The sequence below is a fragment of the Streptomyces sp. NPDC059455 genome (assembly GCF_042750115.1).
GTDB lineage: Bacteria > Actinomycetota > Actinomycetes > Streptomycetales > Streptomycetaceae > Streptomyces > Streptomyces endocoffeicus.
This window is the reverse complement of sequence record NZ_JBHYVB010000124.1, coordinates 1-13421: the sequence shown is the minus strand read 5'-3', so window position 1 is coordinate 13421 and position 13421 is coordinate 1. Positions and strand designations below refer to the sequence as shown.

Below are 13421 nucleotides of genomic sequence, written 5' to 3'. Positions count from 1 at the left end.
GTCGTTCAGTGACAGGAAAGCCTCCGCGCGGTGCCAGGGGTCTGATGCAGGTTTGGGTGACAGGTTCGGTCACACGGCCTGGAGGGTCGGCGTGGTCATGATGGTCTCGAAGTGGTCATGATGGTCTCGAATTCGATGGGGGTCAGCCGGCTGAGGGAGGCTTGTCTCCGGCGTCGGTGGTAGGTCCGATCGATCCAGGTCACGATCGCGATCCGGAGTTCTTCGCGGGTGGCCCGGACGCGGCGGTCGAGGAGGTTCTTCCGCAGCAGGCTGACGAAGGACTCGGCCCTGGCCGTCCACCTGGCCTCGTCAGCCTGGGGTTGGAACCGTTCCTGGAAGCGGAGGGCGGCAAGGACGACTACTCACATGCCTCACACCCGCAGGACTGGCCGTACGAGGAAAAGGTCATCAGCTGGGCCGCACGCCCGATCTCGGCCATGTTCGCTCCCGGAGACTTCCAGCCCGGATACCGCGCCGCCCGCCTCATGGGGAAGCGCTGAAATCCACCTGGTCACATTCGTTATGGGGCTATTACTCGTCATGCCGCTGCTGCTGTGGGCAGGCATGCGCATACTCGGCGAAAGGGACAACTACCTGCGATCATAGTCGTCAGTCTGTCTGCTCGCGGGGATGATGGCCGTCGGAGCCCTCCTGGCCCCCCGCCTCGCGGCTCTTCCGTTGATGACCAGTCTCGCCACAGGTGGGCGAGGTGCGGTCAGTCCCGCCATCCTGACCGCAGCGAAGCCCGTCCAATCTACGTCGTGGTCACACGGTCGGTGTTGGGGCGAATATCAGACATTGCGCTGTGGTGGAGATCCTTGGTGCGGATCACGAGGAAGCCGACGACGGCGGCGATGAAGCCGAGGACGGCACAGATATTCATGGCGCTGTGGAAGGCATCCATGTAGGCGTCCCGTCCGGCGCTCAGCATCTGGTCGCGCATGGCGCCGCTGCTTTGGGCCACCGTTTCGAGAGAGCCGGAGCTGATGGCTTGGGCGGCTCCGTCGGCCTTGTCGTGGCCGAGTTGTCTACCGACTTCGGAGTTGGTGAAGCGGTCGGCGACGCGGTTTTGGAAGAAGGCGCCGACACCTGCGATGCCGACGGCGATGCCGACTTGCTGGAAGGTTTCGTTGATGCCTGAGGCGACGCCGGATTTGGCGGGTTCGGCGACCCCGACGGCGACCGCGGCGCGGGCGGGATTGAAGATGCCCATGCCGAAACCGGCGATGACGAACGCGGGGATGAGGACGGTCCAGGCGGAGTCGGCTTTGGTCAGGTTGAGGAAGAGCAGGCCTGCGGCCATGACGGCGGGGGCGCTGCCGAGGAGGAAGCGGAAGGGTACCTTGCCGATGAGGCTGCCGCCGATGGCGCCGGTGACGAACATGGCGATGGTCAGAGGCAGGAAGCGCAGGCCGGCTTCCCAGGCGTCCATACCGAGCATGTTCTGCAGGTAACTGGTTTCGAAGAAGACCGAGGGCAGGGCTCCGGCGTTACCGATCATCGCAACGAGGGAGATACCGACGAAGGTGGGATTGCGGAAGAACGCGAGGTCGAGCATGGCGTGTTCGCCCAAGCGGTGTTCGATGGCCAGGAACAGAGCGAGAAAGACGACGCTCGTGGCGTAGAGGGTGAGGGTGAAGGCACTGGTCCAGCCCTCTTCGGGAGCGCGGATGGTGGCGAAGACCAGGGCTCCGAGGGCGATGCTGAAGGTGACCAGGCCGAGCCAGTCGGTTGGGTGAGCGCGGCGGTTCATCGACTCACGGACGCGGAGCATGCCGATGAGGACGGCGATGGCCCCGATGGGAACGTTGAAGTAGAAGATCCAGCGCCAGGACAGGGAACTGGTCAGGAAGCCGCCGATGAGGGGTCCGGTGGCGACGGCGAGGCCGGCGGCGGCGGCGCCGAAGACGGTGAAAGCGGTGGCTCGTTCTTTGCCATGGAACTCGTGGCTCAGCATGGCGGGGCCTACGGCGAACATGATGGCAGCGCCGACGCCCTGGATTGCCCGGAAGGCGCTCAGGGCGGTGGCGTCACCGGCGAGGCCGCAGGCCAATGAGGCGATGGTGAAGACCGCGAAGCCCACTTGGAAGACCTTCTTCCGCCGTGGCGATCGGCGAGTGAGCCCGCCGCCACCAGGAAGATCGCCAGCGTGAGAGCGTACGCGTCGAAGACCCACTGCAGGTCGGCGAAGCTGCTGTGCAGTGACTCGTGGATTTCGGGAAGTACGACGGCCACCACGCTGAGGTCGAGCATCTCGCCGAGGTCGCAGGCTCGGGTCTCCACCTGGACGTCGCCGTTCGCGTTCGGGGCCATCCGCCCCGGCTCCAACGCGAGTATCGACGCAAAGGGTATGTTCCGCGCCAGTGTGGCTGCGGACCAGCCGCCATCGCCGGCAGCGCATCCCACCCGTGCACCGGGAGTGACCAGCAGATCCGGCAGTCCTTCCAGCCTTCCTACCGGTAGTTGCCGGCGCGCAGTTCGGTGACGCCGGTGAGGTCCTCGGCGGCGTGCGCGGTGGGCGTCGAGCCGACGCTGACGGTCGCGACGGGCAGACCGGCGGCGCGCAGTTTCTCGGCGGCGGCGACGGCGGTGTCGCGTTCGTTCTTCGCCGCCAGCCGCCGCTCCTCCGCCGAGTGGGCGAAGTAGGACTCGCCCGCGTGGGTCAGCACACCGTCCAGGCATCCGGCGCCGTGCAGGGTGCGACCGATGTCGAGGAGCGCGGGGTCGTCGGTCTTGAGGCCGCCGCGGTGGCCGTCGCAGTCGATCTCGATCTGCGCGGGAACGCCGATACCGGCCCGGCGGGAGGCTTCCGCGACGAAGGCGGCCTGCTCGGGGCTGTCCAGCAGGACGCGGAGGGTGACGCCGCGGCGCAACAGGGCGAGCACACGGGGGAGTTTGTGGGGGGCGATGCCGACGGCGTAGGTGATGTCGGTGTAACCGCCGTCGGCGAACGCCTCGGCTTCGGCGAGGGTCGAGACGGTGACGGGGTTCGGGGCGGCGCCGTGCATGAGGGCGGCGACATCGAGGCTCTTGGCCGTCTTGACGTGCGGCCGCAAGGTGACGCCGAGGTGGTCGGCCTTGGCGGCGAGCCGGTCGATGTTCCGTAGCGCCTTGTGTACGTCGACCACCGCGAACGGAGTGTCGGGGTCGGCCAGCGTCCCGGCCGTGGTGGAGGGCGTGGTGGTCATGGAGTGATGTCCGTCTTCTCGAGTAGGGCCGGGCCGCGTCCCGCGCACATATCAATCGACTGAAATTCTACTTCTAGACAATGCCGATAGATCGATGTGGCCGCCCATACAGCGGACCCGCTGAGCCGGCTCCGGGACTCCGGGAGGGTGAAATTCCCTGGCGTGGCGGCCGGAAGGGCCAGAGACTCGTCCCATGGCTGACATGGGGGCGTTCACGGAGGCGGTCACGGCGTGGGCGGCCGGTGGCCCCGACGACCCCGCGCGCGAGCTGGCCGCGCGGCTGCCCGTCCGGGCGGTCGTCCTGCTCGAAGGGCCGAGCGACGCCGCGGCGGTCGGCGCGCTGGCCGCGCGCCGCGGCCGGGACCTGGCGGCCGAAGGAGTCTGCGTCCTGCCGATGGGCGGTGCCATGAGCGTCGGACGCTTCGCCCACCTCCTCGGGCCACCCGGTCTGGGCCTCCGCCTCACCGGGCTGTGCGACGAGGCGGAGCGCCGCTTCTACGCCCGCGGCCTGGAGCGGGCCGGCGCGGCGCGGCGGGAGTTCTTCGTCTGCGCGGCGGATCTGGAGGACGAGCTCATCCGCGCCCTGGGGGTGACGCAGGTGGCGGAGCTCGTCCGGGCGGAGGGCGACCTGCGCGCCCTGCAGACCTTCCAGCGCCAGCCCGCACAGCGGGGCCGCACCTCACCGCAGCAGTTGCGGCGCTTCCTCGGTACGAAGAAGGGGCGGAAGATCCACTACGGCCGCGTCCTCGTCGAGGCCCTCGACAACGACCGCGTACCCGCGCCACTCGACGACCTGCTCACCTGCCTCTGACCCTTCAGGCTCGGTGAGCGATGGTGAACTCGGGCCATGGCGTTCTGCCCGGGGATTCGCACGGCGGCCGACTGGACGTCACGACGTGACGTCCACCAGGACCTTGCCGACCGCGCCGCCCTCCACCGCTCGGTGCGCGTCGGCGGTGCGGTCGAGCGGAAAGCGGACCAGCGGCAGACCGTGCTCCTCGCCGACCGGCAGCGCGCCGTCGCGCAGTGCGGCGGCGACGTCCTGGACGGCTGCGGCGCGTGCCTCCGGACCGGCCATGTAGAGCACCAGGAACTGGAAGCGTGTGTTCAGCACCAGGTTCTGCAGCACGTTAAGTTCGACCGGCTTGCCACCGTCGTTGGCGTAGGTCGAGATCGTGCCGCGGGTTCGCAGCACGGCCAGGTCCAGTGCGAGGTTCGTGCCCAGCGCCACCTCTGCGACGATGTCGACGCCGTCCGGGGCGATCTTGCGGATCTCGGCGGCCGGGTCGCCCTCGCGGTAGTTGATCACGTGGTGGGCTCCGGCGGCGGTGGCCAGCCGGGCTTTCTCCGGCCCGCTGATCGTGCTGATCACGGTAGCGCCGGCCCATCGGGCGAGCTGGATCACCGCGTGCCCGACCGCTCCGGCCCCGCCCGCGGCGAGCACCACCTTCCCGTCGAGTGCCCCAGGGCGCAGCCGACGCGGCCCGTCCTCGGCGACGGTGAGCGCGCGGTGCGCGGTCAGCGCGGGGACTCCGAGTGCAGCGCCGACGTCGAAGCCGGCCTCGTCGGGCAGCGGCACGGCCTGTTCGGCGGGCACGACGGTGAACTCGGCAGCGGTGCCGGTGGGCCGCCCGGCGGCGGCCATGAACAGCCAGACCCGCTGACCGACCCGGCTCTGGTCGACACCCTCACCGACGGCGTCGATCGTACCGGCGCCGTCGAGGTGCGGGGTGACCTCGGAGAAGTGCTTGGGGTGGCCGACGCCGGAGCGTGCCTGCCAGTCGGTCGGGTTGACCCCGGACACAGCGACCCGGACGCGAACCTCGCCGGGGGCGGGCGCGGGCAGGTCACGGTCGACGAACTGCAAAACGTCGGGGGCGCCGTTGTCTCGGTAGATGATGGCCTTCATGATCCGTCCTTGGAGCCTGGTAGAGCGGGGTTTCCCGGCGTGGCCTGGCGGTTCGTCAGGGTGTCCGGCGTGTGGTGCGGTCGCGACCCGGGCCGCGCTGGTTCCGGTCAGCCGATCGGGACTTCGTTGGAGCGGGACTCGATGCCATCGAGAGTGGCGAGGGTCGCGGCGTCGAGCGCGATCTCACTGACCGCCATGTTGGCCTCCAAGTGGGCGGCGCTGGCGGTGCCGGGGATGAGCAGCACGTTCGGGGCGTGGTGCAGCAGCCAGGCGAGGCCGACCTGGGAAGGCGTGACGCCCAGGGACTCGGCCGCGGTCCGGACAGCCGGTTCCTCGGTGGCCTTGGGCAGGCCCGGGAAGGCCCCACCGAGCGGGAAGAACGGCACCCAGGCGATGCCCTCGGCCGCGCACAGTTCGAGCATGTCCTCGTCATCGCGGGAGGCGAGACTGTACGCGTTCTGCACGCAGGCGATACCGGCCGGCAGGGCGCGGCGCAGGCCGTCGAGGGTGACGCTGCTCAGGCCGATCGCGCCGATCTTGCCCGCGTCGCGCAGGGCGGTCATCGTCGCGAGCTGGTCATCGAGGCCGACGATCTGGTCGCCCTCGGGACGCAGCCCGGGACCGGTGTCCAGGCGGCGGAGGTTGACCACCTCGAGCCGGTCGACGCCGAGGCTGCGCAGGTTGTCCTCGACACTTGCGCGCAGCTCCTCGGGCCGCTGCGCCGGACGCAGCGGCAGGCGCCCGCCTGGGTTGGGGTCTGCGCCGACCTTCGTGACGACCAGGACACCGTCCTCGGGGCGCAACGTCTCGCGGATCACGTCGTTGGCGAAACCGAAGCCGTAGAACTCTGCGGTGTCCACGTGGTCGACGCCCAGCTCGACCGCGCGGCGCAGCAGCGCGACGGCCTCGCCGCGGCGGTCGTGCAGGCGGGCGAGCTGCGCCGCGCCGTAGCCGATCCGGAAGACGTCGCGGCCGGCGAACGATGCGGTCGGGGTGGTCATCACGCTGTCTCCTGAGTCGGTGATCGCAAGGCGGTGTACAGCAGTTCGGCCTGGTAGAGCGCCGACACCCGGTGGGCGATCGGGGTGGCGCGCTCCCGGGCCGCGGCCGGCTCCTGGTCCTCGACCTTGACCAGCCAGGCCGTGACGCAGTCGCGCAGCATCGCGCGCATCTGGTCGATCATGTCGACGACGATGCCGCGAATGACCGGGTCGGTGGTCGCTTCACCCCAGGTCTGCACGCCGACCCGGGCCTCGGCAGGGTCGATCGCGGCGATCAGGCGGGCGAGGAGTTCGTCGGGGTCGGGCGGAGTGTCGCTCGCGGCGTACTCGCCGAGGACCTCGGCGCGCTTGGCGAGCACCTCGCGGGCGGCGGCCTGAACCAGGTCGGCCTTGTTGCGGTAGTGCGTGTAGATCGAGCCTGCCGAGAGGCCGGACTCGGCCGTGATGTCGGCGATCGAGGTCCGCTCCAGGCCGTTGCGGTCGAAGCATCGCACGGCGGCCTCCGCGATCTGGGCACGCCGGAGTTCCTTGCGCGCGTCGGTGAGCCGCGGCACCACACACCCCCATAAAAAGAACAGTAGTTCTGCTTGCGGAATACGTTAACAGAATCACCGTTCTTTTTGTGGTGCGGAAAACGATCGGCCGTCACACGGTGGGCTTGCTGCCCCCGTCGATGACGTACTCGGCGCCGACGATGGAGGCCGCGCGCGGTGAGACGAGGAACGCGACGAGCTCGGCCACTTCCTCCGGACGCGAGGGCCGACCCAGCGGAATGCCGATCTGCTCCATGACGTTGCGCCGGGCTCGCTCATACCCGACCCCGGCGCTGCCCGCGATCGCGGCGACGAAGGAGCGTCCCCAGTCGCTCTCGGTGAATCCGGGGGTGACGCTGTTGACCCGGACGCCGTGCGGAGCGACCTCGTTCGCCAGGCCCTTGCTGTAGTGGGTCAGTGCCGCCTTCGCGGAGCCGTACGGAACCCGGTTCGGGTTCGGCATCGACCGTGACAGTGACGAGATGTGCACCACCGCGCCCGTGCCACGCTCGACCATCCCCGGAACGAGCGCCCGGTCCAGCCGAGCGGGCCCCAACACGTTGACGTCCATGACGAGTTGCCACACGGCATGGGCCTGCGTCAGGAGAGGAACGTGCTCCCCGCCGTCGGCGCCGGCGTTGTGGACCAGGATGTCCACTCCCCCGAGATGCTCGGCGACGTGCCGGGCGATGGACTCCGCGCCGGCAGCCGTGCCGATGTCGGCCTGGACGAAGAGCTCCGGGCCCCCGTCCCGGGGAGCCGAACGGGCGCTGAAGGCGACGCGGGCTCCGCCGCGGGTGAGCCGGTCCACGATCGCCGCGCCGATGCCGCGGGTACCGCCCGTGACAAGGGCGCGCTTGCCCGCGAACTCACCGGTGGCCGTGTTGTCCGGCTGGGCTGCTGAAGTCACCGCACCGCTCTTTCGGATGTCGTGGGATGTGTCCCCGTGATCGAGGCACCCGGTGAATCTAAAGAGCCCACGGCGGGTCGACCAATGCCTGTTTGTCTCCGATCATTGTCCGATCGTGCCGCATCAGCCGTGTGACCTATCCTTCCGGTTCATGGACGTCATCAGTGACGCGGTCAGCGCCATTCGCAGCGGCCGCCCCGTGTCCGCCCGGACCCACCTCACCGCCCCCTGGGGTCTGGAGTTCCCCGCCTCGGGCGGGGCGGGATTCCATGTGGTCCTCCAGGGAAACTGCTGGCTGCTGCCTCCGGGGGCGGGTCGGCCCGTGGCGCTCAGCGCCGGTGATGTCGTCTTCGTGTCCCATGGCCAGCGGATCGCGCTCGCCGACCATCCGGAGCCCGCTCATCCCGGTCACCCGCGAGATGGACGACGCGTGGCAACCCGTCCAGCCCGCCGATGCCCCGGTATCCACCGTGCTGATCTGCGGTTCCTACCAGCTCGATCGGGTGCGGCCGCACCCCGTCCTGGCGAAGCTGCCCGCGTACATCCACATCCCGAAGAGGGTCGGGCACCACGCGTCGCTCAGCTCCGTCATCGACCTTCTCGGCGGCGAGCTCGACACCCGCCTAGGTGTCCCGCCGTGGTCATGCGCCACCAGGTGACGCGCGCAAGATCCAGGAAGTCCTGGCCCGCTACGTCCGCGCGACGGACCGGCGCGACGGCAAGGCGCAAGGCGCCCTGTTCACCGACGACGCGATCGTGCAGATCCACACCAGGACGGGCCCGGACTCCTACGAGCCGTTCGGGGAGCCACTGATCGGCGGTACCGGTGTGGAGTACGCGGTGGAGCACTTCATGGCTCCCCACCCCGAGGGCGGCGCGAGCCACCACACCACCACCGACCACATCATCGACATCCACGGCGACGACGCCCACCTGAGCGCCCAGTTCGTCGTCTTCTCGGTGCGGGCTTCCGCCCGTCCCGCGGACGGTTGGCCGGAGGGCGTCTTCGGTGCCCAGGGGACGGTCCGGCCGATCGAGTCCGGCTACTACGAGACCGATCTGCGCCGCGTCGACGGCGAGTGGAGGATCGCACACCACAGCGTGTTGATGGACTTGCCGATCGCGGTTCCGGGGGCGTGATGAGGGCGATGGTCTACCGCCGTTACGGCGGTCCGGAAGTCCTGGAGCCCGCCGAGCTGCCGGAGCCGAAGACACACGTCGACTCGGTGCTGGTGCGAGTGAAGGCGGCCGCGCTCAACCCCGCGGACCTGGCCATGCAGGCAGGTGCGCTCGACGGCGCCGTCGATACGTATTTCCCGGTCATCCCCGGCTGGGACATCGCCGGTGTGGTGGAGCGCCCAGGTCTCGCCACGCCGGAGTTCTCGGCCGGCGATGAGGTCGTCGGGTACGTCAGGAGCGATGTGCAGCGCGCCCACGGCGGCCTGGCCGAACTCGTCGCCGCGGACGTCCGCACCCTGGTCCGCAAGCCCCTCACCATGAGCTTCACCCAGGCGTCCGCCCTGCCACTGGCGGGCCTGACCGCCTACCAGGCCGTGGTGCACACCTTGGGCGTCGAACGGGGCCGGACCCTGCTGGTGCACGGGGCGGCCGGTGGCGTCGGCTCGCTCGCCGTCCAGATCGCCCGCTCGCGCGGCGCACGCGTCATCGGCACCGTCTCGCCACGCGGCCACGACTACCTGCGCACGCTCGGAGCCGAACCCGTCACCTACGGCCACGGCGCCACCGGCCGCGTGCGCGAACTCGTCCCCGAGGGCGTGGACGCGGCCCTGGACACCGTCGGCGGTGGTGTGCTGACGGCGACGGCACACGCCGCCGCACCCGGCGCACGCGTGGCGTCCCTCGTCGACATCGGTGTGCCGGGCGTCGCTCCGGTCTTCTGCCGCATGGACCACGCGGACCTCGCGGCGCTCGTGGAACTCGCCGATGCCGACAAGTTCCACATCCGGATCGGCGCCACCTATCCGCTGGCACGCGCGGCCGACGCGCAGCGCGCCCTGGCCGCCGGTGAAACCCCCGGCAAGATCGTCATCGAGATCGACTGACGCGTCTCTCCTGACGTCTCCCGTAACACAACGATCAGGGGCCGATCCGGCCCTTGCTGCGCATGGCGGCGCGGACGCGTTCCTCGGCGAGGCCGCGCCCGGCGATATGCGGAGTGGTGGCACGGCGCTGGGCCTCTTCGAGAACGGTGACGGCGTTGGCGCGCAGCCGCTTGGAGATCGTCTCGAAGATGGTGGAGGTCTCGGGCCGGAATCCGGAGTAGCGGGCGTCCATCGCGAAGGCGGCGGCGACGACGCCACCGGCGTTGGCCACGAAGTCGGGCAGGAGGGAGACGCCACGTTCCGCGAGGATGGACTGTGCCCGCGGTGAGGTGGGCAGATTGGCGCCTTCCACGACCAGCTTGGCCTTGATCTGGTGGGCGGTTGTCTCGTCGATGACGTCCTGCAGGGCCGCCGGGACGAGGATGTCGCAGTCGACGGTGAGTTCCTGGCCGGGCGGTACGGCGATGCCCTGGTGGTGGCGGGTGACGAAGTCGTCGCCGTGCTCTTCCCGCGCGGCCCGCAGGGCGGGCACGTCCAGTCCGGCGGGATCGTGGAGGGCCCCCTTGGCGGTGGAGACGGCGACGACGGTGGCGCCGAGTTCGGCGAACCGCACGGCGGCGGCGTGGCCGACGGCCCCGAATCCCTGGATGGCGACCCGGGCGCCACTGAGGGGCAGCCGGAGGTGCTGAGCGGCCGCGTCGGCGGCCTCGGCCACTCCGTAGCCGGTGACGCCGAGCTCGTCGTAGGCCACTCCCCCGAGGTGGCCCGGCGTGCCGACGGCCGCGCCGCGGTCGCCGAGCTCGTCCTGGATGATGGCCGCGTCGTTCTCGGTCAGCCCCATGTCCAGGCCCATCACGTATTCGCGGGGCACCTCGTTGGACAGGGCGCGGGCGAAGGCGCGCAGGATCGCTTCCTTCTCGGGGGATGCCGGGTCGGCGACGATTCCCGCTTTCGCGCCGCCGTAGAAGAGATCGACGCCGGCCCATTTCCATGTCATGACGCGGGCCAGCCGGGCGACTTCACCGACGGAGACGGTCGGGCTCATCCGGGTGCCGCCCTTGCCGATGCCGCGGGCGGTGTTGTCGATGACCAGGACGCCCTTCATACCGGTGCGTCGGTGGGAGACGACGACGATCTTCTCGGGTCCCCAGTCGTCGATGAGCGACAGTGCGTCAGTCACGGTGCGGGTTCCTTGTCTGCTGAGGAAGAGGCTTGGTGGGGCAGGGCGCGGGCGATGAGTTCGGCGAGGTGGGTGCCCGCGCGGTCGGTCCGCTGAGTGATCTGGGTGCGCCAGCTGAAGCCGTCCGCGAGGACGACGGTGTCCGGTGCGGCGGCTCGGACGGCGGGCAGCAGGACCTGTTCACCGGCCACGACGGATACGTCGTAGTGGCCACGTTCGAAGCCGAAGTTGCCGGCCGGGCCGCAGCAGCCCGAGTTCAGCACGCCGTTGTCGACACCCATGGCGTCCAGGAGTGCGCTGTCGGCGGTGAAGCCGCTGGTGGCGTGCTGGTGGCAGTGGGCGTGGCTGGTTGAAGTGGCGGGAGAAGTCCATGACCACGCCGGAGCCGATGGCCTGCCCCGAGGTGCTGGTGCCCGCGCCGCGCGAGGTGATCGGCGCGCCCAGGCGGCGGCAGACGGCGATCGTGTTGAGCACGTGCGGCGCTCGCGGGGGAAGACCACGGCCAGGGGGACCCGGCGGTAGTTGGAGGCGTCGGCCGTGTACTGGGCCCGGCATCCGGTGTCGCCGTGCATCTCGCCGCAGTCGCCGCGAATCAGCGCCTCGGACACGGCCGCGGCGTCGGGGCGTTGCGGACCCCGCACCCTCGCGGCGTCGGGACGTCGCGGACCCCGCGCGGTCGCCGTCACTGCGGTAGCTCCTTTGTCCATCGGCCATGTTCGACCTCGTCACAGCCACGATCCGGGGCCCCGGCCCGCCTCACAAGACCGAGCAGCACGAAAGTATTGACCTTTGAGCCGCAGCGATGCTTACGCTGTGGCCCGCTCGTGGAGTCCGGCGGGAGGTACGCGTTGCTCAAGCCGCGGCATCTGCTCACCCTGAGGGCCGTCGTGCGCACCGGCTCGTTCGTCATCGCGGCCCGCGAGCTCGGGTACACCGCCTCGGCGATCTCCCAGCAGGTCTCGGCCCTGGAGAAGGAGACGGGGCTGGTGCTGTTCGAGCGGGAGGCGCACGGTGTCCGGGCGACCGCGGCGGCTCACCGGCTGGTCGGCCTCAGTGTCCCGGTGCTGGCGGCCATGGACGACCTCGGCCATCAGGTGCGCCAGCTCGCCACCGGTGCCACGGCTCGGCTGCGGCTGGGAAGTTTCCCCACGGCCAGTGTCCGGCTGGTGCCACCGGCGCTGTCGGCCCTGACGTCGGCCCACTCGCGGGCGCAAGTGCAGCTCGAGGAGGGCGAGCCGGAGGAGCTCGTCGCCGCGCTGAACGCCGGTGATCTGGATGTGGCGCTGGTGTACGAGTACGGGCTGAGCCCCCGGCGGTGGTCGGACGGCCTGGCCTGTCATCAGCTCGTACGCGAGGACCTCGTTCTGCTCAGGGCCCGCGGCAGCGGTCTGAGCCCGCGCCTGGCCGGGCTCTCGCAGGCCCGCTGGATCACCAGCAGGGAAGGCACGGCCGGTGCGCTCTCGCTCACCCGGCTGTGCGCGGCGGCCGGTTTCGAGGCCGCGGTCGCCTTTCGCAGCAACAACTACGACGTCGTACGGGAGCTGGTGTCCGCTGGTCTTGGCGTGGCCATCGTGCCGGGGCTCGGTCACTCGCCCGGTCACTCGCCCGGTGACTCGGTGGAGGCGACTCGGCTGGCGCAGCGCTTGGCGTTCCGCCGCGTGATGGCCCTGCACCGCCATGAGAACAGCAATCCCCTGCTGGGCACGATGATCGGCTCGCTGCGCGGCGCGGTACCGGCGGACGAGCCGTATGTGCATGCCACGCGGGACGAACAGCCGCACCAGCCCGTCGGCAAAGGGGGCGCCCTGCTTCCTTCGGCGACAGACCCCCGTGCCGATACCCCCTGAAGCCCGGGACCCCTCCCGAGCCTCTGCCCTATCCTCGCCCCTTCCGAGGACGGGGGCAGACATGGAACAGACGTTGGACGCGGCGCTGGCGCAGCTGACGATCAGGGACCGGCTGCGCTTCGGGCGGTTGAGGTTCCACCGTGCGAGCGGGGCGCTGGTCCTTCAGCTCGAAGGTGAGGAGGCGGCCGTCCGCGGCTGGCCCCGCCTCTTCCACGAGCGGCACCGCGGCGTTCTGCCGGTCAACTGTCCGGATGAGTTGCCGGCGGAGGAGACACCGGAGCAGCAGGTCGTCACCGAGCTGCTGGCCATCGCCCAGGGCTGCGGATACGACGGCCGCCCGGCCTACCGGCTGCCCATCGCCTTCCCCCGCTTCGCGGCGGCCTTCGCGGCGCTGTACGTGTGGCGGCCGGACGACGGCCAGATGCCGGCCAAGCAGAACACCAAGATCGCACGGATGGTCAAGCAGGCGATCGCCGAGGAACGCCGCTACACCCTGCAGGAGATGAAGGAGCGGGCCGAGGCGCTGGCCCGGGACGAGCAGCTGGCCCAGCAGCTGGGCGGGCTGGTCGGGGTGCTGGTGAAGGTGGCCGACGTCTGCCGATTGCCGCACCGCCGTACGGTGCGCTGGTACCGCAGGAAGTGGTTCCGGGGCCGGGTCGTCACCCAGCTGGAGGTCTTCCGGGAGCTGCGCGGCCGGCAGCGAAAGCCCGTGGCGGACAAGCAGTTGCTGCTCGTCGAGGCGCTGCTCGCGGACATCGACGCGCATTACGGCTTCTTCCTCCGCCTCAAC

General features: G+C 70.2%; 13 protein-coding genes and 3 pseudogenes. 6 read left to right on the top strand and 10 right to left on the bottom strand.

All coding sequences use genetic code 11. The annotated features are described in order from the left end of the window. Positions 1 to 95: 95 nt before the first annotated feature. The 4 genes and pseudogenes from ACFXB5_RS34365 to ACFXB5_RS34350 all read right to left on the bottom strand — a co-directional run. Positions 96 to 293, bottom strand: a pseudogene (locus tag ACFXB5_RS34365) (IS3 family transposase); the annotation flags it as partial. A gap of 461 nt (positions 294 to 754) precedes the next feature. Continuing rightward, complete coding sequence (locus ACFXB5_RS34360; RefSeq protein ID WP_385215398.1) at positions 755 to 2083, bottom strand: MFS transporter; 1329 nt, start codon at positions 2081 to 2083, stop codon at positions 755 to 757. Next, a complete protein-coding gene (locus tag ACFXB5_RS34355) occupies positions 2017 to 2313 on the bottom strand; it encodes an MFS transporter (RefSeq protein ID WP_385215395.1) in 297 nt (98 codons plus the stop codon). Before ACFXB5_RS34355 ends, ACFXB5_RS34360 begins: the two co-directional genes overlap by 67 nt. A 146-nt stretch (positions 2314 to 2459) precedes the next feature. Further along, positions 2460 to 3188 (bottom strand): annotated as a pseudogene (locus ACFXB5_RS34350) (alanine racemase); the annotation flags it as partial. 193 nt (positions 3189 to 3381) lie between these two features. Between ACFXB5_RS34350 and ACFXB5_RS34345 the strand changes: the two are divergent. Then, a complete protein-coding gene (locus tag ACFXB5_RS34345) occupies positions 3382 to 3999 on the top strand; it encodes a TOPRIM nucleotidyl transferase/hydrolase domain-containing protein (protein ID WP_385215393.1) in 618 nt (205 codons plus the stop codon). A gap of 78 nt (positions 4000 to 4077) precedes the next feature. On the opposite strand, the gene ACFXB5_RS34340 is transcribed toward ACFXB5_RS34345, so the two are convergent. From ACFXB5_RS34340 to ACFXB5_RS34325, 4 genes are all read right to left on the bottom strand, one after another. Further along, positions 4078 to 5097, bottom strand: coding sequence for an NADPH:quinone reductase (locus tag ACFXB5_RS34340; protein ID WP_385215390.1), 1020 nt, complete (start codon positions 5095 to 5097; stop codon positions 4078 to 4080). 107 nt (positions 5098 to 5204) lie between these two features. Then, a complete protein-coding gene (locus ACFXB5_RS34335; protein ID WP_385215387.1) occupies positions 5205 to 6098 on the bottom strand; it encodes an aldo/keto reductase in 894 nt (297 codons plus the stop codon). Next, positions 6098 to 6652, bottom strand: a complete 555-nt coding sequence (locus ACFXB5_RS34330; RefSeq protein WP_385215385.1) for a TetR/AcrR family transcriptional regulator — start codon at positions 6650 to 6652, stop codon at positions 6098 to 6100. The genes ACFXB5_RS34335 and ACFXB5_RS34330 overlap by 1 nt, the downstream gene beginning before the upstream one ends. A 91-nt stretch (positions 6653 to 6743) precedes the next feature. Next, the gene (locus ACFXB5_RS34325; RefSeq protein WP_385215383.1) at positions 6744 to 7541 is read right to left on the bottom strand and encodes an SDR family oxidoreductase; all 798 of its coding nucleotides are present in this window, start codon (positions 7539 to 7541) and stop codon (positions 6744 to 6746) included. A 151-nt stretch (positions 7542 to 7692) separates the two neighbouring features. Here ACFXB5_RS34325 and ACFXB5_RS34320 point away from each other — a divergent pair. The 3 genes and pseudogenes from ACFXB5_RS34320 to ACFXB5_RS34310 all read left to right on the top strand — a co-directional run bounded on the left by ACFXB5_RS34320 (position 7693) and on the right by ACFXB5_RS34310 (position 9604). Then, positions 7693 to 8200 (top strand): annotated as a pseudogene (locus ACFXB5_RS34320) (cupin domain-containing protein). Next, positions 8169 to 8681 carry a nuclear transport factor 2 family protein gene (locus tag ACFXB5_RS34315; RefSeq protein ID WP_385215380.1) on the top strand — a complete coding sequence of 171 codons (513 nt, stop codon included), beginning with the start codon at positions 8169 to 8171 and terminating at the stop codon, positions 8679 to 8681. The pseudogene ACFXB5_RS34320 and the gene ACFXB5_RS34315 overlap by 32 nt, the downstream one beginning before the upstream one ends. After that, positions 8681 to 9604, top strand: coding sequence for an NADP-dependent oxidoreductase (locus ACFXB5_RS34310; RefSeq protein WP_385215377.1), 924 nt, complete (start codon positions 8681 to 8683; stop codon positions 9602 to 9604). The genes ACFXB5_RS34315 and ACFXB5_RS34310 overlap by 1 nt, the downstream gene beginning before the upstream one ends. A gap of 34 nt (positions 9605 to 9638) precedes the next feature. Here ACFXB5_RS34310 and ACFXB5_RS34305 read toward each other — a convergent pair whose 3' ends face one another. Then, complete coding sequence (locus ACFXB5_RS34305) at positions 9639 to 10784, bottom strand: Glu/Leu/Phe/Val dehydrogenase (RefSeq protein WP_385215374.1); 1146 nt, start codon at positions 10782 to 10784, stop codon at positions 9639 to 9641. After that, positions 10781 to 11470: a hypothetical protein gene (locus ACFXB5_RS34300; protein ID WP_385215371.1), complete on the bottom strand. Its 690-nt coding sequence runs from the start codon at positions 11468 to 11470 to the stop codon at positions 10781 to 10783. The genes ACFXB5_RS34305 and ACFXB5_RS34300 overlap by 4 nt, the downstream gene beginning before the upstream one ends. Before the next feature lie 162 nt (positions 11471 to 11632). On the opposite strand from ACFXB5_RS34300, the gene ACFXB5_RS34295 reads away from it, so the two are divergent. Both ACFXB5_RS34295 and ACFXB5_RS34290 read left to right on the top strand, forming a co-directional pair. Continuing rightward, positions 11633 to 12631, top strand: coding sequence for a LysR family transcriptional regulator (locus tag ACFXB5_RS34295; protein WP_385215369.1), 999 nt, complete (start codon positions 11633 to 11635; stop codon positions 12629 to 12631). Between the two features lie 61 nt (positions 12632 to 12692). Beyond that, a partial coding sequence (locus ACFXB5_RS34290; protein ID WP_385215367.1) for a hypothetical protein occupies positions 12693 to 13421 on the top strand: 729 nt, incomplete at its 3' end.